Annotated in this window: 16 protein-coding genes; 12 read left to right on the top strand and 4 right to left on the bottom strand. The window is 46.5% G+C overall.

Annotated features, from left to right (window positions below):
* Positions 1 to 28 precede the first annotated feature (28 nt).
* From DXB58_RS04005 to DXB58_RS03955, 12 genes are all read left to right on the top strand, one after another.
* Complete coding sequence (locus DXB58_RS04005; RefSeq protein ID WP_122135963.1) at positions 29 to 1,210, top strand: hypothetical protein; 1,182 nt, start codon at positions 29 to 31, stop codon at positions 1,208 to 1,210.
* 400 nt (positions 1,211 to 1,610) lie between these two features.
* Positions 1,611 to 5,390, top strand: a complete 3,780-nt coding sequence (locus DXB58_RS04000; protein ID WP_122135962.1) for a hypothetical protein — start codon at positions 1,611 to 1,613, stop codon at positions 5,388 to 5,390.
* 2 nt (positions 5,391 to 5,392) lie between these two features.
* Complete coding sequence (locus tag DXB58_RS03995) at positions 5,393 to 6,706, top strand: FimB/Mfa2 family fimbrial subunit (RefSeq protein ID WP_122135961.1); 1,314 nt, start codon at positions 5,393 to 5,395, stop codon at positions 6,704 to 6,706.
* A gap of 33 nt (positions 6,707 to 6,739) precedes the next feature.
* Positions 6,740 to 7,675 carry a hypothetical protein gene (locus DXB58_RS03990; protein WP_122135960.1) on the top strand — a complete coding sequence of 312 codons (936 nt, stop codon included), beginning with the start codon at positions 6,740 to 6,742 and terminating at the stop codon, positions 7,673 to 7,675.
* An 18-nt stretch (positions 7,676 to 7,693) separates the two neighbouring features.
* Positions 7,694 to 9,286 carry a hypothetical protein gene (locus tag DXB58_RS03985; protein WP_008141532.1) on the top strand — a complete coding sequence of 531 codons (1,593 nt, stop codon included), beginning with the start codon at positions 7,694 to 7,696 and terminating at the stop codon, positions 9,284 to 9,286.
* A 22-nt stretch (positions 9,287 to 9,308) separates the two neighbouring features.
* Positions 9,309 to 9,467, top strand: coding sequence for a hypothetical protein (locus DXB58_RS27655; RefSeq protein WP_008141530.1), 159 nt, complete (start codon positions 9,309 to 9,311; stop codon positions 9,465 to 9,467).
* A 50-nt stretch (positions 9,468 to 9,517) separates the two neighbouring features.
* Positions 9,518 to 11,836 (top strand): ATP-binding protein, encoded by a 2,319-nt coding sequence (locus DXB58_RS03980; RefSeq protein WP_122135959.1) that lies wholly within the window; start codon positions 9,518 to 9,520, stop codon positions 11,834 to 11,836.
* A complete protein-coding gene (locus DXB58_RS03975) occupies positions 11,829 to 13,151 on the top strand; it encodes a sigma-54 dependent transcriptional regulator (RefSeq protein ID WP_008141527.1) in 1,323 nt (440 codons plus the stop codon). Before DXB58_RS03980 ends, DXB58_RS03975 begins: the two co-directional genes overlap by 8 nt.
* A gap of 279 nt (positions 13,152 to 13,430) precedes the next feature.
* Positions 13,431 to 13,853, top strand: a complete 423-nt coding sequence (locus DXB58_RS03970) for a dihydrofolate reductase family protein (RefSeq protein WP_008141526.1) — start codon at positions 13,431 to 13,433, stop codon at positions 13,851 to 13,853.
* 239 nt (positions 13,854 to 14,092) lie between these two features.
* Positions 14,093 to 14,710 (top strand): RteC domain-containing protein, encoded by a 618-nt coding sequence (locus DXB58_RS03965; RefSeq protein ID WP_008141524.1) that lies wholly within the window; start codon positions 14,093 to 14,095, stop codon positions 14,708 to 14,710.
* Positions 14,711 to 14,842: 132 nt separating this feature from the next.
* Entirely contained in the window at positions 14,843 to 16,291 is a 1,449-nt protein-coding gene (locus DXB58_RS03960) for a Fic family protein (RefSeq protein ID WP_122135990.1), read from the top strand.
* Between the two features lie 2 nt (positions 16,292 to 16,293).
* Positions 16,294 to 17,439, top strand: a complete 1,146-nt coding sequence (locus tag DXB58_RS03955; protein ID WP_008141521.1) for a GNAT family N-acetyltransferase — start codon at positions 16,294 to 16,296, stop codon at positions 17,437 to 17,439.
* A gap of 53 nt (positions 17,440 to 17,492) precedes the next feature.
* Here the strand turns inward: DXB58_RS03955 and mobC are convergent, their stop codons facing one another.
* The 4 genes from mobC to DXB58_RS28400 all read right to left on the bottom strand — a co-directional run bounded on the left by mobC (position 17,493) and on the right by DXB58_RS28400 (position 21,640).
* Positions 17,493 to 19,502, bottom strand: coding sequence for a conjugal transfer protein MobC (gene mobC / locus DXB58_RS03950; RefSeq protein ID WP_122135958.1), 2,010 nt, complete (start codon positions 19,500 to 19,502; stop codon positions 17,493 to 17,495).
* A 32-nt stretch (positions 19,503 to 19,534) separates the two neighbouring features.
* Positions 19,535 to 20,785 (bottom strand): conjugal transfer protein MobB, encoded by a 1,251-nt coding sequence (gene mobB / locus DXB58_RS03945; protein ID WP_008141459.1) that lies wholly within the window; start codon positions 20,783 to 20,785, stop codon positions 19,535 to 19,537.
* A complete protein-coding gene (gene mobA, locus DXB58_RS03940; RefSeq protein WP_008141457.1) occupies positions 20,764 to 21,192 on the bottom strand; it encodes a conjugal transfer protein MobA in 429 nt (142 codons plus the stop codon). The genes mobB and mobA overlap by 22 nt, the downstream gene beginning before the upstream one ends.
* Positions 21,193 to 21,460: 268 nt before the next feature.
* Positions 21,461 to 21,640: a hypothetical protein gene (locus DXB58_RS28400; RefSeq protein WP_081446917.1), complete on the bottom strand. Its 180-nt coding sequence runs from the start codon at positions 21,638 to 21,640 to the stop codon at positions 21,461 to 21,463.
* Positions 21,641 to 21,795: the final 155 nt, after the last annotated feature.

The following is a 21,795-nucleotide window of genomic DNA, read 5'->3' as shown; positions in this document are numbered from 1 at the left end:
CCAATTTTTTAACAAAATCATTTATCACATGAAGAAAAATCTTCTGTTCGCGGCAGCAGCAGGCATAATGCTGTTCTCCGCATGTTCCAATGATGAAGATATCATCAATGGAGGTGGTGCAAACGACGTAAACGTCTCAGGTGAAATCACATTGGCTCTCAATGCCGGTGGTAGCGGCGCCGAAACCCGTGCCGCACGTCCGGTATACAGTTCTGAGGCGTACAGTGAAGTAACGGATGTTGAGCTCAAGCTCTTCAAGAGAAACGGTGAGAACTGGGAGGCTGCAAACGGTGTCACCACAGACCTTGCCGAGGGTTGGGCAATCAGCAATTGGGAAACCCAAAGTGCCGTTTCTCCCGGTACAACCGACAACAAGACAACCAAGACTGTCAAGTTGAAGAACCTTGACAAGTCAGCAGAGTACAAACTGGTTGCCTATGGTTACAAAAAAGAGTTGAAAACAACTCTTGATTGGACTGCCGCACTTGCTGTTGCAACTCCTAACGCTGGAGAAGATGTTGAGGAAATCTTTGCCGGAGAAAAAGTATTCTCCACTAATGACAAAGGCAAAATCAGCACAACTCCTGTTCAGGTAGAAATGCGCCGTGAAGTTGCTGGTGTTCTTGGTTATTTCAAGAATATCCCGGAAAAAGTAGGTGAAACAACGGTTAAATCTGTTCGTGTATATGCTTCTTCAAGCAATACTGCCTACAACATTCCCTCACTTTCGTTGCAGAACCAGTGTGGTACTGCCGGTACTGAAAGAGTTACAGTTCTGAATCTTGCAATTCCTACTGAAGGTGTAACAGTTGTTGAAGGTATCTACAACTGGGCAGGCAAGGATGAAACTAACCTTAAAACTGAGGCTAATTCACTCCTTGGTGGTTGCTTCCTCGTTCCATTTGCAAAGGTGGAAGGCAAGGCTACATTTACTATCGCCCTGTGTGATGAAAACGGCAAAGACCTGAAAACTTGGACCGGTGTTCTTGATCAGACTCAGACAGGTGAAGATGATACTAAAATCTTCAACGTGAACCGCAACTATTTCTATTCGTTTGGTAAGAAACTTAAGGCAGATACAACCGATGGACCTGACCCCGAAAATCCCGATCCGGACGAACCCATTGACTTGAGCGTTAACAATGAAATCACAATTATCCTGAACAACGCTTGGGGTGTTATCCACAACATGGGTATTGAAGAAAACTAATCAATGAATCAGGTATATTCACCCGATTAAATCCTAACACAGCACCCGGAGGCGGCAAACACTGCTTCGGGGTGCTGTCTATAACCAATATGACCGATGATTATTGTATCATCGTTGCAAGAAGTAGTCCGAAAGGTCTGCAAAGCTCACGCAGAAAAGTTGTGAGTAGAAAACAGAGAGAATTATACATAGGTAAAAATAACATAATTAACCAAGATTGGGCATAAATCATTTGACAACCCAACTTGAAGCCGCCATAGTGCGGCTAACATAGACCGCAATTGATGGTCGTTACTGAGTCCGGCTCTGGTTCTCGCGGTGACGGGTACAACCATTACCAAATGCCATAGCAATAGACTCCACCTAAGATGATTATAATTTGAAAACAATATATAGCTATATGAACAGAGTATTAACAACGGTGATGCTTGCTGCCGTCATTCTCAGTTCGTGTACTGATAACGAACTTGACTACGGACCACAACCAGAACGACTGAATAGCCGCGCTGCAATTGAGGTGACTGTTCCCGGTGGTCTAATACAGCAAGCTGATGGGACATGGAAGAGTGATAACTGCCGCGTGCCTATTGTCGGACCGGGACGTGTAATCAACGAAATCAATTCCTCTACCGTCAATGTAATCGGCGTTAGCAACGGGGCGTTGGATAACATTGTGGATACCGATATAACCAATGCTTGCAATATTCCTGCGGCTATCAGCGCGGGCGTTGCATACACGCCCATTGTGTCGGTCAAGGACCTTTATCATGTATATGCCGCCGGACAAAAGGTTGGATTCGTGTATAAGGATACTGAGGCAGGCGGTGCTAAATTGCTTGACCTCAGCCTTCTTAAAGGGTTGACATTGGAAACCTATCTTAACGGGCAAAAGCAAGAATCCGTATATACCGCCGATGAAACAACGACACTCAAACTTGATCTGCTGTCGTTCAATGTAGGCAATTCCGTAGCTGACCGTGTGCTTTCCTTCAATGCAAGCAAACCATTCAACGAGGTACGCATGAGTTTCACCGGTGTCGATGCCACGGTTGCATCCAATATAGCTTTGGCTGTGAAATATGCCTTTGTGGGCGAGAATCCTGAAATCCGAGCTACATCCGAGGCGCAGTTCAGCAGTTATTGGACAGGGGGAACACCGGCTATCAGCAAAAACAATGTCGCATCTGCTGACAATCTTATAGACAACGATCTAGACAATTCCGCACCGTTCACCTCACTGGTTGGTATTCGCTCCTATGCCAGAATAAATTTGAAGCGTTCGATTTCAGCCGGAACAGAAGTGGGATTTTATTATAGTACTAACAAAATTCTCGGTCTTGACTTATTCGGCCAAGCCTCCCCCACATTGACCTCTTATGATGCCAACAATAAAGAGGTTGAAGAATCTACACCTGCAACATCTTTATTAAGCTTGAGCTTGATAGGTTTTTCCGGACAAACACTCACAAACATGGTTACAACGCAGGAGTGTTCGCAAATAGAGTTCACACATCCTGCCGGTTTGCTGAATTTAGGTGGTATGAATGTTTATTATGCCTATGTTCGGGAAGGTGTTAGACTTGATCCCTCCAATTATTTCACATTTGGCGATGATGTTACATACAACTATTCATATCGGTTGCCGGAAACAACAGAAGGAAATGTGACCTATACTATATTGTCGGAACCATACGGTTCAAATCCTTCCGTGCAGAATGGGAACATTCTCACTGGCATGAGCCATGATGGTGCTTACCGAGTACAAGCATTTTATACCGCTCCTGATGGTCGGCAACTTAGCCATACGGCTACAATCATGCACAAATCTGTTGGTGAAAATGCCGGATGCAACAAAGCTATTACTGCCGCTTCACATGGCGCATACGCAGTGGAAGCACTCGGATGGAAGGGCTGTCTGCTTTGTCTGTTTAATGGCAGCAACAACATGAACAATGTTGTAGATCAGAACCCGGACAATTATGCGACATCCAATCAACTGGCATCGGTTCTGGAATGGAGTCCTGTGGCTGCATTCAAAATGAACACACCGGTATCTGCGGCAGGAAAAATTCGTACCGGGTTTGTGGTACAGGCAAATACAATGCTGCTCGATTTGAGTGCGCTGAGTTTCTTCAAAATAAAACTTTATGACGGCGATAACCTTATCAACAATGATGTGACAACAGGAAATTCAAGCGTACATCTGAGCTTGATAGGCTCTGCCAATGACAAAGTGCGTCTTAGCGTTGAAACAGACCAATCGTTTGACCGGATTGAACTATGGCGCAAAGGTGTAGCTGATGTTCTCACATCCATGAGGATTTACAGCATTTTCTATGAAGATCCGTCATGTGATGAATCCTCCGGCATGGGTGGTTGCATGGAGCTAATGACAAATTTGAAAGATGACTTGCAAATAGATTATAACAAGACACTGATTGGCGCAGGACTCCTGTCTGTCGGAAATACATTCAAAAACTTGGATTATCTACTTGATGGCAGTATGGAAACGGGAGCTTTGCTCAACGACGGAGTTTCTTTAGGCGGATCCACAATAGCGTTAAAATTCCGGAAGCAAAAAGCCAACCAGTCTATCGGGCTGGTGTTTGGCAATATGGGAGATTTGCTTTCAGTAAACTTGTCCAAAGTTGGAGAATTGAAAGTTTATAATGGAGATACCAAAGTTGCAAGCACTGCTGATTTTGACATTTTGGGAGCCAGCCTAATTTCACATGGCGGATATACATACATTGAAGTTACTCCCGAACAAGAGTTTGACCGCATTGAGTTCACTGTCGGTGGATTACAACTGTTGAATACTTCAAAAATATGTGGTGTATTTATCCGCCCTGATTCCGATGGCGACGGCATACCCGACTGCGCTGATACCGATGATGATGGCGACAAACTGGAAATAGAGGACGCAACATTTCATACATGCTACGGCAATGTTTTGAATATTCCGGTCAATGGAACGCCAGAATATTCCGAATTAAGTATTTGGTGTTATAATAGTGAAAATAAAAAAGATATAACCATCAATGCCACCATTTCCGGTGGACAGATTGTTATTCCTGCACAAGCGTTACCGGTCGGTCGTTATACGCTTTATATTTATTCGGCAGACAGCAGTCAACTATTGGCTTATGATGTCAACGCTATCATTCACCCACAGGTGACGACTTGGAAAACCAATGCAGCATCAACAGGTTGGAACGAATGGGAGAATTGGACAGACGGCAGTCCGTGGTCGTGTACCAATGTCATTATTCCGGCAAATGCCAAACAATATCCGGAACTTGCAAGCAATGAAAAGAACTATTGCAGGAACATCCATTTTGAAAGTGGTGCAGAAGTAGTCGGCACACATTACCTTACAATGGGAGGCAAAGTGTTTGTGGATAAAACACTGCAAGGCGGACACTATTATCTGCTTTCCGCCCCGTTGCTGGAAATGTACACCGGTGATATGTTCATATCTCCAAATGCAAATTGGGGAAAAGACAAGTATTTTACCGTTTTGTCTGCTGACAACTATAAAGAGATCCGTAACCAACCAATCGTATATCAACATTTCTGGAATGGCGCGGCAATAGAAAAAGATGAAGAGTTAAACGGAACCGATGTCGGAACAGCACGCTGGTCTACAGATTTCAACGCTGTAAATACGAAGTATGCTGTAGGACAAGGTTTCTTGTTCAAAGCGGGTTCGTCCAATGATAGGAATAATTATACATTCCGTTTCCCTAAGGAACATCCCCGGTATTTCTATTTCCGTTCCAATGGTACTTCCACTGGAAAATCAGAGTCAATAGATAGAACGGTTGCGAATATTGGGCATTTTGCTATGAGTATCCCTCGGAAAATTACACTCAATAACCGAGAAAGCGGCAAGACATTCCTTATGGGCAATCCGTTTATGACACATATCAATGTGGCAAAACTGATGGAGGCAAACTCTGAAATTGAAGAAATACGAGTGTGCAGCGGCAGTTCATACAATAAAGATGCGACTATCGAAAGTCAGACTGTTTCAAGCAAAGACAATCCTAATTTGCTGGTCGCTCCGATGGAAGCGTTCTTTGTGGTAGTCAAGAACGGCACTACATCGTTTGAAGTTATATTGAACGAAAGTATGCTTATGCAGAAACATAAGATAACGAGAAAATCAAGGAGATAAATATGAAAAATATTATAAAAATAAGACATCTGATTTACGGTTTGGCGGCAATGCTGGTATATGGATGTTCGGAGAATGACACACCTCCTTTGGAAGAACCCTCTGACAGTAGATATTCCATTGCCATTACTGTAAAAAACAATTCGCTTGCGTCAACGCGCACCGCTGTTGTCGATCCCGGAGAAGATATATATGGCAAACAACACGCAACACGTGTCCAATTGTATATCTATAAGCAGGAAAACGAGGACTATACCTGTGTGGCAAGTGAAGATATAAGTTGGAAACACCTTGACGGGGCAATGACTGGATTGGATACTCGCCAACAGGGATATCGGACTAAGTATCAGGATTACGAGGATGGTACACAATATATGTTTCTTGCAGTGGGTTTTGACGACACGTTTACAGGAACATCAGACAGCCCTACGTTCCAGAATGCAAATTCGGTGGCAGCCTATGGGAATCCCGGAAGCGTTGCAACCATAGGTAAGAAATTGTCAGAAGAGCATTTCAAGTTACAAAATGGTGCAAACATAAACCTGATTGCCCAATCGGAATTGTTTGCCGGAAGCGAAACATTCACCAAGCAACAGCTAAAAGACGGAACAGCATTGTCCCGCCCGATAATCCTATACCGCCGTGTGGCGGGAGTAATGGGCTACTTCAAGAAACTGCCTGCTGAAATAGAAGGGACTAAAGTCGCTTATGTAAAACTCAGACTTTACACACCCCAAAACAAGGAAATATGGTTTTTACCACAAATGCCGATTGGATATGATTCTCCGGATATAGTTCCGGACAATGAATATACGGACTTCATCACATCCGGCAGCAATAATGATGCGGAACGTGTCATCGCAAGTTATGAAGTCAAACCGGAGGATAACGGAGTTTTCTCTCTTTCGGCCTATTTGCTACCTATTGCTGCGGGCATGGAAATAGGACAAAGCACACTGGAACTGGTAATGACCGATTCTAATGGAAATGAGATTGCGCGGCGCAGGATATTTTATCAGCCTGATAATAAAATATCATCACGCAGTGGTACAGGCATTATTGACACTCCGGAAAACGAAGATGATAGCCAAGCGATGCACTATCCCATACGTGCCAACCATTTTTACCGAATGGGAAAACATAATAAACCGATAGACCTGAGCGGACAGACAAGCGATATATACATCGAAATAGATACCGTGTGGGATGAATATTATGGAGGCGCAATGGATAATGGTAATGTACCTCCCGGTTTGGGCATTGACAAGGAATGGGGTGAACATGACGGAGGAACACTTGGCGGAGATAAAAAATAACCAATTACAACCAGAAAATAAAAACAAGATTATATGAGCAGATTCTCTTTATTATCAAGCATGGCGATAGCATTGGCAGGAGCTTTGTCGTCATGTTCTTCGGAGTCCGATCTGTTACCGGAATCCGAGAAAACATCAACCACTTTTCACATCGGACTCAACACCCTGTCTCGTGCCGCCCAAAGTCTCAATCTTGCCAATTATGACGCAAAAATGTATCTATATGAAGGTCATGACAATGGCGACGGCACAGTCGGCTATTCGCAGGTGCGCGAATTGGAATTGACAGATAATCACCTTACGGTTGAAGATCTCAATACGAAAACAAGCTACAAAGCTGTTTTTCTCGCAGTTCCAAAAGGTCAAACCCCGAAGCTTCCGGACTTATATAGTGCGGATATAGTTCCATCATACAAAGAAGCTACTGCTGGATATATAAATGGCAATGATGATGAAACAGACAAACATATTTTTAGAAGCATTCTAAGTTTTGTCGCATCTGCAAATACCGGAACGCAATCCACCGTACTTACAAGGCAGAACGGAGCTTTGGAAGTTAGGATAAAGAACATACCTGATATGCAGTCGGTAAAGCTCCAAGTGAAAGGGCATACGACCATGTATATTCACGATGGCACAGGTGGACAAGTGATTACAGACGGTGAACCCATAGCATTGTCAAAGACGATAACCGATGGACTTGGAGCTTCAGAGGTTAGAGTTAAGATAAATCTTCTACCACAAGAGAATATCGCCGATGCCGCCGGGACAAACAATTATCTTGAGATTACTACCTCAACCGGGACAACAAAATATCCGATAAAGTCCGACCACCCCACGATACCAATATATCCTAACCAGATAACTTGGCTGACACTCGGAAACGGAAGCGGAAACTTTGATGTCAGCTTCAGCGGTAACATCAATATTGAAGATGAAGAATGGGACGGATGGATTGATAATTTTTAAGCAACAGGAGGACAGTTTATGAAAACATCATATATAGGATTATTATTGTGCGCAGCCATTGCGTTTACATCATGCGACAATGATACGGATTCATTGTTGGATAAACCTACAAGCGGTAATGTGGAAGGAAACGTCCCGGAGGGGTATTTCCATGCGACATTCTTTCCTCAACCGGCAGGTTTAGTCGCAAACACCCGTGCTGCGGTTAACGGAAATTCCGAGCAGATACAATCTTTAGTGTGCCTGATCTACCAAAAACAGGCAGACGGAATGTACAAATATCATACAGAAAAAACTGTATTGAAGTATGAAGGAACTGTAGGAAATATCACACCCCAGACATACGAGTGGCCTCTAACGCAGGAAATAAATTTTGAACTTCCTAATGGGGATTACAAGGCTGTATTTGTTGGTAATGCCGACAAAAATCTTTTCATAGATCAAAGGGACAATGAAATTCTGACCGGATACAATGGGGACTTCGCGTCTGCACGTATCAATATGCCTGAAATGGGACCAAAAGGTTTCAACCAATACAATATGTTCTATCTATGTACCGTTGATTTCAGCCCGGCTAATCCATCCCCCAACGTATTGATGCAACGTGTGGTTGCCGGAAATGTTTACGGTCGTGACATGATTGATGACAACAAGGCTGTATCCATGTTGGTAGACAATCTTGTCAAGCAAATCCGCGAAAATAATCTCACGACTGATATTGTAAAAGGTTTGCTAAGATCTTCTATACTGGATGCCTTGAGCAAGGCAACCGGGCTTGATGTGATTGCTGGAAGCCTCACAACAATCGTTGACCGTTTGGTAAATATGATATTGGGAGATGTGGTAGAAGCATTAAATGAGCAGTTGCTTAAAGAGGTTACCAAACGTCTTGAAGCCGCGTTGAAGGGTGAAGGAGGTGCAGGTAACAATTTGCTTGGCTTGAACTATATTCTCAACCCGTGGACTACTGTAAATGCTGTTGACGTGACTTATTCGTCCTTACCTAAAAGCATAGACTTTAACCGCACATGCCGTTCTTATTATCCTGAAATAACATGGAAAAACATTCCTGTAACCAAAATTAATAATCTTGGTAAATTGAATGTGCTTAGCCTTTGCGGAGAAGGGAAACTTACGAGAATAGACGTAAATCGTGATAGCGAAGAGTATAAATTATTACTTGCCTCGCTGTTGGAGAAACTGGATGAGCAGGCTCTTAATGGTTTGCTTGTGGATATTCACAAACCTTTGAGTTATCAGATGCAATCCAATTTGCAGTATAGCACTACATTTGAACTTCTGAATCTGACGTTGAGTGACTTCAGCGAAGAATCAACCGGCGAACCGCTGGAGCTGAATATCAAACTAAATGATATAGTTAATCTGGAAGAAGTAGTCAAGCAATTATTGGGCGATAATATTCTTTCCGGCATTGTGGGTGGCTTGACCAACCAACTGTTGCAACCACTGCTTGAGGCTCTGAACAATGTCGTGATAAAACCGCTGAACATTCGTTTACCGGGATTAAATCTCAATAATATTCAATTGGAAGGTTCTTGGGATGCGACCTATGTTTCAGATGGTACGATAGCACCGTCAGTTACGCAATGAATATTATCAAACATAAATTAAAATGAAACATACGCCTGCTGTTATATGCGGGCGTATGCCATTTATAAATGAATATGATGAGAGTCGTCTACTTGAAACCGGTCAGCATCCCGATACCTTCCGTAACTACCTCAAAAAACATGAGCCGGAAATGACGGAACAGCATCGGAAACAAACATAACTGGAGTCTGATAAATAACGGATTTTTGTATTTATAAAAAGGCAAAATCTATGAAGATACTTTTACAACATAAAATATTCATAGGATATTTCCTTTTGATGGTGATTATTGGCAGCATGGTCGCCATTATTCTCCATGAGCGTAACCGGGTACAGAAGATAGAAGTTGAATCAATCTCTATATTCCAGACCCAGCATAACATCAACACCGCCCATCGTTATGTGACCGCACTGGTAACATACGGCGAATCCGTCTTGGTATGGGATAATGAGGATACTTTGGCTTACCGGAAACGCCGTGTGCAGACCGATTCCATGCTGCAAGCCTTACGCGTACAATGCGAGGAATTCATACTACCCATTCAGATAGATTCGCTCCGTACATTGTTAGCCGCCAAAGAAGCGCATCTGTTTCAAATCATGGAAGCCTCACGAAAACAAAGGCAGACCGACAGCCTTCTATTCAATCAGAAACTTATCGTAATCACACATACGGCTACAAAGACCGTTATCCGCAAAAAGAAAGGTATCGCCGGACTTTTTGGAGGTAAGGAAACCGTGCAACTACCAATCACGACCCGACAGACTTCTTTGGACAAAAATCTGATTTTACAGATAAACAGGCAACAACGTGTTATAGAAAACTACACGGATAGCCTACGGTTATGCAACAAGGAACTCAACCGTAAACTGCGAATGCTGATTACAAATCTGGATGAGCAGACATGGACTGCCTTCCGAAACAAGGAGGTGCGTCTGAAAGCATCCTATGAGCGGTCAACCGTTATCATTACCGGCTTGATTACATTCTCCGTCGCTCTGCTTGTTGTCTTTTATCTTATCATACAACGGGATATAAAGAAGAAGGTACATGCAAGGAAAGAAAGAGAACGGTTGATAAACGAACTGAATCTGAGCGTTGAACAAAATAATGTTTTGATAGCCTCCCGGAAGAAAGCGGTGCATACCATCACCCATGAACTGCGCACACCGCTGACGGCAATAACAGGTTATGCCGAGCTGTTACAGAAAGAGTGCAACAAGGAGAACAGTGTGCATTTTCTTCAAAACATACAACAATCTTCCGGCCGTATGCGAGATATGCTCAACACTCTGCTTGACTTCTTCCGATTGGACAACGGTAAGGAACAGCCCAAAATGCAACCTTGCCGAATTTCAGCAATCACACAAACGCTTGAAACAGAGTTTATGCCCGTTGCTATGAATAAGGGACTATCCTTGATTGTGAAGAATGAAAGTGATGCCATTATACTGACCGACAAAGAACGAATAATTCAAATCGGGAACAATCTGCTGTCAAACGCCATCAAGTTCACAGAGGTAGGTGGTGTGTCGCTTACTACCGATTATACTGACGGAGTGCTGACACTGATTGTCGAGGACACGGGTACAGGTATGACCAAAGATGAACAAGAATGTGTGTTTGGTGCGTTTGAACGGCTGTCTAACGCCGCAGCCAAAGACGGCTTCGGATTAGGATTGTCAATAGTACAGCGTATTGTGGCGATGCTCGGCGGCACGGTGCTGTTGGAGAGCGAAAGAGGCAAGGGAAGCCGCTTCACGGTGGAAATCCCCATGCTGACAGCCGGAGAACAGCCAAAACAATCCTATCAAGGCTATGCTCGCCGCAATGAGGCATACCATGAGGTCATTGCCATCGACAATGATGAAGTGCTGCTCCTGATGCTGAAAGAAATGTATGCACAGGAAGGAGTACACTGCGACACCTGCACTGATGCTGCGGAGCTGATAGAACTGATACGAAAAAAGGAATACAGTTTACTTCTGACGGATCTAAATATGCCGGATATCAACGGCTTCGAGCTGTTGGAACTGCTACGCACCTCCAATGTGGGCAATTCAAAGACTATCCCGGTAGTGGTGACAACCGCTTCGGGCAGTTGCAGCAAGGAGGAACTTATGGAACGTGGTTTCTCCGGTTGCCTGCTCAAACCGTTCTCCATATCGGAACTGATGGAGGTTTCAGACAAATGCGCCATGCAAGGCAACCGGAATGAAAAGCCGGATTTCACCTCCCTGCTGTCATACGGGAATGAAGCCGTCATGCTGGAGAAACTGATAACGGAAACTGAAAAGGAAATGCTATCGGTCATGGATGCGGAGCAACGGAAAGACCTTCAGGAACTGGACACCCTGACACACCACCTGAGAAGTTCGTGGGAGATACTCCGTGCCGACCAGCCATTAAAGGAGCTTCATAAACTGCTTCATTGCGAAGGTACATCAAATAACGAGGCTATCCATAATGCTGTAAAAGCTGTGCTGGATAAGGGTTCGGAAATCATCCGGCTGGCAAAAGAAGAAAGGAGAAAATACGAAAATGGATAAGACAAAAATCATCGTGGTGGAGGACAACATCGTGTATTGCGAGTTTGTCTGCAACCTGCTGGCACGCGAGGGATTCCACACCGTGCAGGCTTTCCACCTCTCGACCGCGAAGAAATATCTGCAACAGGCCGCAGACGGGGATATTGTGGTTTCCGACCTGCGCCTGCCCGACGGCAACGGTATCGACCTTTTGCGCTGGATGCGCAAGGAGGGCAGGATGCATCCCTTTGTCATCATGACCGACTATGCCGAAGTGCATACGGCGGTTGAAAGCATGAAACTCGGCTCACTGGACTACATACCCAAGCAGCTTGTGGAGGACAAACTCGTTCCTCTGCTCCGTACCATGTTAAAAGAACGGCACACCGGACGGAGCCGTATGCCCCTGTTCTCGCGTGACGGCTCGGCGTTCCAAGCCATCATGAAGCGGATAAGGCTGGTAGCCCCCACCGACATGAGCGTGCTGATATTCGGGGAGAACGGCACGGGCAAGGAGCATATCGCCCACCTGCTGCACGACAAAAGCAAACGGGCAGGAAAACCGTTCGTTGCGGTGGACTGTGGTTCTCTCTCCAAAGAGCTTGCGCCGTCGGCATTCTTCGGACACGTCAAAGGAGCGTTTACGGGTGCGGACAATAGCAAGAAAGGTTATTTTCACGAGGTGGAAGGCGGTACGCTGTTCTTGGATGAGGTTGGCAATCTCGCAATGGAAACCCAGCAGATGTTACTCCGAGCCATACAGGAGCGGAGATACCGCCCGATAGGTGATAAGACGGATAAAAGTTTCAATGTCCGTATCATCGCCGCCACCAACGAAGATCTGGAGACAGCTGTGAATGAAAAGCGATTCCGGCAAGACCTGTTATATCGTCTGCATGACTTCGAGATAACCGTCCCTCCATTGCGTGACTGTCAGGAGGACATCATGCCGTTGGCTGAGTTCTTCCGTGAGGCAGCAAACAAAGAACTGGAATGCGATGTTATCGGATTTGACGGGGAAGCCCGTAAGACATTGCTGACCCATGTTTGGCCGGGCAATGTCCGTGAACTTCGGCAGAAAATCATGGGTGCGGTGTTGCAGGCGCAGACCGGATTTGTCACGAAAGAGCATCTGGAACTTGCCGTGACGAAACCAACCTCACCTGTCAGTTTCGCCCTGCGAAACGACGCGGAAGACAAGGAGCGGATTTTGCGTGCGTTGAAACAGGCGAACGGAAACCGAAAGGTTGCCGCCGAACTGCTCGGAATAGGACGTACTACGCTGTACAGCAAGCTGGAAGAGTATGGGTTGAAATACAAATTCAGGCAATCATAGCCGGTAATTCACTGAATTTAGCTATCTTTGCATGAACATTTGAAGGTAAACGGCGATTGGGGAGCCTTTCGCCGCCGATATATAACATAAGACCGCAAGGTGTTTCTAATGGAAATCTGGAAAATTGACATTAACAGGAACTATTGCGTGATTGCTTATGCTATGCCTACGCATAGCGTGCATTCACCTATTCCTGTTAGGGCATTCCAGAGCCTCCATTAGAAGTAGTGTGGATTGCACGCTACTTTTTTGCACCTTGCCCAACGAAAGGAAAAGACTATGGGTAAAGTTCAGATTCTTGCCGTCCTCACGATGGACGGATGTCATTCTTCAGAATTATATGGCAAAGCGTATGAGGATTTACGCCTTGACCGCTGCGATATTGACAAAATAGGGGAAAACGCGCTTTACCATGTCACACCGGACTACTCCATCTCCATGTTGGACGAATGGCGGAAAGACAATACAAACATCTGCTATCTCGCAGAAGCCACTCCCGACAATTCAGACTATATTAACGGGCTACTGCGTATGCGGGTGGTGGATGAGATTATCCTATATACCGTGCCTTTCATATCGGGAACGGGACGGCATTTCTTCAAATCGGCACTGCCCGAAGCACGCTGGACACTCTCCTCACAAAAGAGTTATTCCAACGGAGTGTACCGGAGCATCTACACACGTAAGGAAACCATGAAATAGCCGGGATGTTTCATAGAAGAACACTTTTATAATCCGTTTAATAAAGCAATGTTCTGAAATAGAACATTTTAAGATGACCATAATTCATACAGGACAAAAAATATCAATTTTTATTGCGTTGAAATCCAGTACGTTGTAAAGACCGTGCCGGATTTTTTGCTTTTGGGTCGCGATTTTTGCCAATATTATTCATGTGCGCATACCGAAAACAGAGTGTAAAATTTCAAAATTGACAGGACATGAATTATTTTTTATTGGCGGAAACCGATTTCTTCCGCCAGATAAACGAAGCCGGGGACTGCAATATGGAAAAAGCATACACGGCTTTCGCCACCCAAGTGATCGAACTGTGTATCGGCAGCCCGGACACGAACCGGACCATCATCGCGTTGGCTTACATCGAAATCGAATTACAGCATCATCCCGTGCGTAACCTTCCCGAAGAAAAGAAGGAAATAGCCAACTATGTCAGCAAGGCTCTCTCTTTCGTAAGGAAGATGCAGAAGTTTCTTGCCGCTCCCCAAGTGCCGCCACTAATCCCCATCCAAACATCCACCGACAACACAAACGAAAATACCGCCTCACCCTTGCAATGGACGGGCAACGCCATCGATCTCGTAGAACTGATCTACGGCATCAACGAGATGGGCTGTATCAACAACGGCAATATGCCGCTCAAACAGCTCGCCCCACTCCTGTACAAGATATTCGGTGTGGAATCAAAAGACTGTTACCGTTTCTACATCGACATCAAACGCCGGAAGAACGAGAGCCGCACCTACTTCCTTGACAAAATGCAGGAAAAACTGAACGAGAAGATGCTCCGTGATGAAGAGATGGAGCGTATGAGAAGATAAACCGTGTCATATATGAATCAAGGGATGGTGATATGCTATCCTTTGATTTGTATAATACCAACACTTTATCGGAGTTATAGCCCCGAATGTCAGGCAAAAACGTTACCTTTGCATATTGTTATTGATATGAATATGGGCATTGACAATCTAAATATAGTAGAGGTACTTATAGCCGAGAAGGAAAGCGGACGGGTGGAGTTCAAGGAAACCACCGGTCAGTTGGAGCGTGGCATGGAAACGCTTTGCGCCTTTCTGAACGGAGAAGGCGGAACGGTATTGTTCGGCGTGAATGACAAGGGAAAAATCATCGGTCAGGAAGTGAGCGACAAAACAAAGCGGGACATAGCCGATGCCATCAATCGTCTGGAACCGGTGGCTGCGGTACAAATATCCTATGCTCCGATACCAAACAGTGAGAAGAAGGTAATTGCTTTTCGCGTTGAAAATTCAAAGAACAACCGTCCGTTCTCTTATAAAGGAAGACCATATATGCGGGTGGAAAGTGCAACCACGACGATGCCGCAGGCTACATATAATGACTTGCTGTTGCAACGTGACGGCAACCAATACCGCTGGGAACTTTTAGAAAACAGAGACCTGACTTTGCAGGACTTGGATGTCAATGAGGTGTTGAAGACCGTAAGGTTAGGTATAGAATGCGGTCGTCTGCCGGAGGATACAGGTACTGATGTCCCTGTCATATTGGAAAAGTTCGGATTACAGAAAAACGGGGTGTTGAACAATGCGGCAGCCGTGCTGTTTGGAAAACACGAGCGTATGGAATATCCCCAATGCCTGCTTCGGTTAGCGCGCTTCAAAGGCACGGACAAGACTGTTTTCATGGACAGCCAGCGCATTCATGGCAATTTTTTCCAATTGCTCAACGTAACGATGGCATTTATATTCAAGCACCTTTCCTTATCCGGTACAACAGACACTTTGGAACGGGAGGAACATTTGACCATTCCGTATAAGGCAATAAGAGAAGGGGTCGTGAACAGTCTTACACACAGGTCGTACAAAGAAGCCGGTGGTTCAGTGGGCATTGCCATTTATGATGACCGCGTAGAAATTGAAAACTCCGGAACATTTCCACCCAACTGGGATGCAGAGAAAATGAAGTCAGAGCATGAATCGAAACCACAAAATCCATTATTGGCAAATGTCCTGTACAAACGAAAGGTTTTGGAAAGCTGGGGACGCGGCATCGGACTGATGATGTCCGAATGCCGCAAAGCCGGATTACCTGAACCGGAATACAAGATATGGGCAGACAGTGTAACGCTGATATTCAGATGTGAGGTGTCGAACCGACCAAGTACCGACCAAGCACCGACCAAGCACCGACCAAGCACCGACCAAGTATTTGCATTGGTGAAAGTATTGAATGAACGTGAGTTGTCCGTAAAAGAAATAATGGAGGCATTGGAGTTGAACCATCGTCCGACATTCAGAACAAACTACCTGCATCCGGCATTGAATGAAGGGTATATTATTCCATTGTATCCGGAACAACCGAGCCATCCGAAACAGAAATACCGCCTTACGGAAAAAGGCTTGGAATTGTTGAAACAGCAATAGGCATGGCAAAAAAGAAGAAACAGCAGGGGCATTACTGCCGGATTTGCGGCGAGTACAAAGCCAACGAGAAGTTCAGCGGCAAGGGACACGCACGGCATATCTGCAAGAAATGCCAGTCGCTCCCCGAAGAGGTGAAAACGGACATGATACGCTGCAATGAAGTGGAACGTGCCGCTTTCAAATACCCTATGACCCGTCATGACTGGGAACTGCTGGAAAAATATGCCTCGAAGTACAAGGACAAAGAATCCGGGCGGTTCGCGCAGGATATGCTGGACATGAAACGGGACAATCACGCACCGGATGAAGATTTTGAAGAGAACGCTCCATTTGCTGGAACTTGCGAAGAGGCAACCGTTCCTTTCGCCGAATTGGAGGATGACATCCGCTATCAACTGGAGGAACTGCTGGCGGACAACATCAATGAGTTCATGATACACAAGGATTACATTCCCGAAGGTAAGGAACTGAAAAACATCAACGAATGGGTCCTTAAAGAAACTCGTGACACCTTTTTCATAAAGGTCATTCCCGATGTCGCTTATGACAGTCTGGTGGAAGAAACAATAAACAGCCTTGTGAAGGAATGGGAAGAGGAGGGTTTCGAGATAAAGACCTATTCCGCATCGCTGGTCGTCATGGAAACGGAACGACTGCTTATCCGCAAGATAACCCGGAAAGATATAGATGCGCTCCTTGCCATAATGGGAAAGCCGGAAGTCATGTACGCTTGGGAACACGGCTTTACCAAAAAGGATGTGCGCAAGTGGATAAACAGGCAACTCACCCGATACCGCAAGGACGGATTTGGATATTTTGCCGTCATACTGAAAGAAAACGGTACGTTGATAGGGCAAGCCGGCCTGATGAAAAGTACCATAAACGGAAATGAGGCTGTCGAGCTTGGATATATACTTGATAACGCATATTGGCATAACGGTTACGGTACAGAAGCCGCCCGTGCTTGTCTGGAATACGCCTTTGGGGAGCTGGCACAGAAAACCGTTTGTTGCAGCATCCGACCGGAAAACGGGGCATCCATCCGGGTGGCGGAACGGCTGGGAATGACCCTGTGCGGCAGTCATACCGTCATATACAACGAAAAAGAAATGCCACACCTTATATATGAATTGAAAACTGGAAACTGATAAAGAAAAATCCGTAACCCACATTGCTGTTGAGTTACGGATTTTTCATCCGGCTATTTCTGCTGCAACAGGTGTTTCAGGTTTTCATCGTTGGCAATCCGCTCCAGTTCCTCCTGAACAATCTGCTTGACTTCCTCCTTGATGCGCCTGTAATTCGCCTGCACCGTTTCCTTCATGCGGTCGTTGCCGTCCTCGTCAGTGAAGTCGGTAATGACGGGTATCTTCTTGTAGGCTTTTTCCTCGCGCTTCACCTTCTCGGCATCCACGACAATCTCGCAGTGAAAAATCTTCTGTTCGATGCGCTCGTTGAAGTTGTCGGACACCGAACCGACAAACATTCCCTGCGTCAATCCGGAAATCTTGCTCGGCGGGATAAGCGCGTCCATCTGCGTATTGATAGAGGTGGAAACGTCCTGCCTATTGATGGATATGGACTGCCGTTTCTGTAACACCTTTCCAAACCGTTCGGATAGCGTCTTGGCGGTTTCACCCACCACCTGCCCGGAGAAGATATTGCCGACGGTGTTCATCACGACTTTGGCTTCCTTATCGCCATAGTCGCGCACCAACTGGCTGAAATCCTGAAAGCCCAGACACACGGCAACCTTATTGCTTCGTGCGGTGGCGATAAGGTTGTCCAACCCCTTGAAATATATCGTCGGTAGTTCATCTATAATGACCGACGACTTCAGCATCCCCTTCTTGTTGATGAGCTTCACGATACGGGAATTATACAGACCGAGTGCCGCCCCATAGATGTTCTGACGATCGGGATTGTTGCCAACGCACAGGATTTTCGGCTCTTCGGGATTGTTGATGTCCAGCGTAAACTCGCTGTCCGACATTACCCAATAGAGTTGCGGGGAAATCATGCGCGAGAGCGGAATCTTAACTGACGCAATCTGTCCCATCAACTGCTCCGCAGCACCTCCGAGCCATGCGTCCATGAACGGAGAAAGGTAGTTTTCCAGTTCCGGGTAAGAGGTCAGAATCGGAAAAATATCCTCGTAACGGCGGTTCAGAAACTCAATGGCATGGGGGAACGTGCAATACTTACCACCCTTATAGATTTTGAGATACCAGATAATGCTGGCAAGCAGTATAATAGGTGATTCCACGAAGAAGTCGCCCTGCTTCTGCACCCATGTTTTATTGAGGTTGAGCATAATGGTATACGCACTCTCGTAAGCGTCCGTAATATCCTCCATGAAGTCCGGGTGAATGGGATTACAACGGTGTGAGCGTCGCGGGTCGTCGAAGTTTATCACATAGAACTTCGGCTTCACCTTGTAGCCCTCCGGGTGGTTCAGCAGATGGTTGTAGGCTATCGTGGACAAGTCACTGAATTTGAAGTCGTACACATACATCGAGAAGCCCTTTTCAATCTGCTGCTTGATGAAATTATTTACCACTGCGTAGGATTTGCCGCTGCCCGGCGTACCCAATACAATGGAAGCCCTAAAGGGATTCACGACATTGATCCAGCCGTTGTTCCAACGCTTCTTGTAGTAGAACCGTGTCGGCAGATTGACCGAATACTCACTTTCTATGAGCCGTGTTTCCTGCATGAAGCTCTCGTTCTCGTTATTGAACACGTCATCCATGAGGTTGTGTTTCAACAGGCGGCTCATCCACAGACCGCCCATCAGCAGACAGACATAACCCGCGCTGACGGTCATGATATACAGTCCCGTCACCGCCTCTATCGGCAGCGGCAAAGCCAGTATCCACCAGTTGAGGAAGAACAGCACAAAGCCAACGCCAAGGGCTGTCCAGATTCGTCCCCAAGTGATTTTCTCACCTTTCACGCCCTTTGTCCCCAGACAGGACAGGGCAAGCAGTAGGGCAGCAAACAGTTTCGTGTACAGGATGGAACGGAACAGTCCCGCCGTGCGGTTGAAGTTCATCAGGATTCTGTCCACCACGCCGATGTCCACTCCCCAAAGCCGGATGGCTTCATAGCAGAACCAGTACACGTTCATGACCACTAAAATAATACTCACGGCACGCAGAAAATCCATGATTTTCGCTAATGCCCTCAAATCGTCTTCTTGTTGTGACATACATTGATTTTTTTGATTGTTGATACTTTCGGTTACATTCCCAAGCCCTTGCGCTTCTTCTTTTTCTTCTTGCGCTGCATCGCCCGGATGAAGGCTTCTTCTTCGGCATCCACTGCCGGACCTTCGGGGGCAAACAGGTTCATGCCACCGGAATGGCTCTCGTATTCCCCTCCGGAATATCCTTGCCTGTTTTCCGGTTCCTCCACCGGAACGGAAAGCGGAATCGGCGGCTGTCCGGCGTAAGGCAGCGTGAAGTGTTCCTGCAAGGCGTTGGCGGAAAGTTCCTTGCCCATGCGCGAGCCGTTCAGCACGCAGCCCGTGCGGTGGTCGATGAACGTGGCTCCGTAAATGCGCCCTTCCTCCGTGTAGCGCAGTACGGTGTCGATGCCCTTTCCTTTGAGCGTGGCAACGAACTTCTCCTTGTCATACGTGCCTTCCAGCACGGAAAGGACGGTGCGTTTCGTCATTCCGGCGAGTTTCCTGTCCTTAATCTCCTGCTTGGAACGGGCAAACTTCTTCTGCACGGCTTCATAGCCGACGGACTTTCCGAAAAGCGAGGACTTGAACGGATTACCAACCTTGTTGCCCTTATCGTCCGTGGCGGAATAGACCAGCCCGTGATATTCACGTCCGCGCACATTGCCATGCGCTTCCTCCACCGTCATATTATATAAGGAAAGAAGTGCGCGGTATTCTCCCATCGTCTGGAAGCGGTACTGCCCGCTGATAGCCTTGACGATATTTCCCGCCTGCTTCTTCACGTCGCCCGCAGAGGCGTCCACCTTGCGCAGCGGCGTGTCAAGACGGCAATTCTTGCGTTCTGCCGGATGCAAGCCGTATTTCTGTTCCAATTCCCTGCGGATACGGTCACTGCGACGATAGAGGAAATCCCGGTTGAGCCGTTTTCCGTTCTCGTCCACATTGACCGTCACGATGTGCAGGTGGTGTCGGTCGATGTCCTCATGCTTGAAAACAAGGTAAGGCTGGTTCCCGAAACCGAGCTTTTCCAGATACTCGCGGGCTATATCCTGCAATTCCGTATCTGTCAGCACATCCTCCGGATGCGGATTGAGCGAGATATGCACCACCGGTTTCTCCACTTTCATCTGCGGTGGCATGAAGGTGATAAAGTCCTCCATCGCCCTATGGATGTCCATCGTTCCCGAACCGTCATTGTAGATGCGGTTGGTGGTGAGCAACCGCCCCCGCGCCTCGTTGATTTTCTCCCCGTTGTAGGCAATCGCGCCGTACAACGAGTTTCCTACACTGATTTTTGCGACCATTTCGCCTCCATTTCTCTCGACAATTCCACAATCTTGCGGCTCAATTTCACGAGTTCTACGGTATGTTGCTCCAGCTTGTAGAGCAATGCCATTGCCTTTTTCTCGGAAAAATGCAGCCTCAGTTCCTTCACGACTTGGTTGTAGTTCGTGCCTATCGCGCGGAACTGCGCGTGAAAATCGGACAGTTTGGTGTAGTAATCCACCAGCGTCTTGTCCACTTTCAGCACCTTGAACGGCTGTCCGAAGAAGTGCGCCTTCAGGAAAACTGATTTGGCGTAAACGCCCGACTTCTCGAACATGGAGAGGAAACGGTTGTGCTCCTCCTCGCTGAAACGGACGGTGTAACGGAACACCGCCGGATCAAGTTTGGGATTTCTCCCGGTCTTGTTCTTTCTTTTTTCACTCATATTACTTTGGATTTAGCGGATTGACGGCATAAGCCGCCGCTTCAAGGCACAGACACCGTAGGTTTGAAAGGATTTCCGACTTCGGAGGGAATCCCGCCCCCTGCAAGGGCAAGTGCTTTTCGTGGCTGCTCAAAATATTTTGAGCGGCTGAAAAGACATCTTGCTATGTTCAGGTGAACATAAAAATCCGTCGGGGACGGATTGGGGGAATGCCTTTCAAACTCCGGGCTGCGCCACCTGCGGCGAACCCTGCCGTTCGGGTGCAAAGTTACGCCCTTAACGCGGTATCGGACAGAGGCTTGACCCGGACAATCAATGCCAACCGGCGCAACGTGCTACCACTTGCCGGAGAAGTTATACAAGTTCCAAAATATCCTTGTTTATTTGCAGTGTGATTCGGATGTGGGACTGAAAATACACTCCTTCCGCCGGATGTTCGGACAGTAATCCGGACATCAATCCAAACGGTTGAAAACAGGTGTATGTATTCAGATAGTTTTCCAAGCACACGTCCATGCGGACGGATAAAAGCATGGGCGGTTGGACAAACCGATGATTACCCATAGGCACAGCCGGATTAAGGAGTGAATAAATAAATGAATG

Source organism: Bacteroides sp. OM05-10AA (assembly GCF_003439055.1).
In the GTDB taxonomy this organism is placed as follows: Bacteria; Bacteroidota; Bacteroidia; order Bacteroidales; family Bacteroidaceae; genus Bacteroides; species Bacteroides intestinigallinarum.
Note: the sequence above shows the minus strand (reverse complement) of the source record. Positions and strands in the feature narration are given on the sequence as shown.

What these genes read in the sequence shown, in the direction of transcription:
- DXB58_RS04005 (WP_122135963.1), top strand. Translation starts at nt 29, where the DNA reads ATGAAGAAAAATCTTCTGTTCGCGGCAGCAGCAGGCATAATGCTGTTC.
- DXB58_RS04000 (WP_122135962.1), top strand. Translation starts at nt 1,611, where the DNA reads ATGAACAGAGTATTAACAACGGTGATGCTTGCTGCCGTCATTCTCAGT.
- DXB58_RS03995 (WP_122135961.1), top strand. Translation starts at nt 5,393, where the DNA reads ATGAAAAATATTATAAAAATAAGACATCTGATTTACGGTTTGGCGGCA.
- DXB58_RS03990 (WP_122135960.1), top strand. Translation starts at nt 6,740, where the DNA reads ATGAGCAGATTCTCTTTATTATCAAGCATGGCGATAGCATTGGCAGGA.
- DXB58_RS03985 (WP_008141532.1), top strand. Translation starts at nt 7,694, where the DNA reads ATGAAAACATCATATATAGGATTATTATTGTGCGCAGCCATTGCGTTT.
- DXB58_RS27655 (WP_008141530.1), top strand. Translation starts at nt 9,309, where the DNA reads ATGAAACATACGCCTGCTGTTATATGCGGGCGTATGCCATTTATAAAT.
- DXB58_RS03980 (WP_122135959.1), top strand. Translation starts at nt 9,518, where the DNA reads ATGAAGATACTTTTACAACATAAAATATTCATAGGATATTTCCTTTTG.
- DXB58_RS03975 (WP_008141527.1), top strand. Translation starts at nt 11,829, where the DNA reads ATGGATAAGACAAAAATCATCGTGGTGGAGGACAACATCGTGTATTGC.
- DXB58_RS03970 (WP_008141526.1), top strand. Translation starts at nt 13,431, where the DNA reads ATGGGTAAAGTTCAGATTCTTGCCGTCCTCACGATGGACGGATGTCAT.
- DXB58_RS03965 (WP_008141524.1), top strand. Translation starts at nt 14,093, where the DNA reads ATGAATTATTTTTTATTGGCGGAAACCGATTTCTTCCGCCAGATAAAC.
- DXB58_RS03960 (WP_122135990.1), top strand. Translation starts at nt 14,843, where the DNA reads ATGGGCATTGACAATCTAAATATAGTAGAGGTACTTATAGCCGAGAAG.
- DXB58_RS03955 (WP_008141521.1), top strand. Translation starts at nt 16,294, where the DNA reads ATGGCAAAAAAGAAGAAACAGCAGGGGCATTACTGCCGGATTTGCGGC.
- mobC (WP_122135958.1), bottom strand. Translation starts at nt 19,502, where the DNA reads ATGTCACAACAAGAAGACGATTTGAGGGCATTAGCGAAAATCATGGAT.
- mobB (WP_008141459.1), bottom strand. Translation starts at nt 20,785, where the DNA reads ATGGTCGCAAAAATCAGTGTAGGAAACTCGTTGTACGGCGCGATTGCC.
- mobA (WP_008141457.1), bottom strand. Translation starts at nt 21,192, where the DNA reads ATGAGTGAAAAAAGAAAGAACAAGACCGGGAGAAATCCCAAACTTGAT.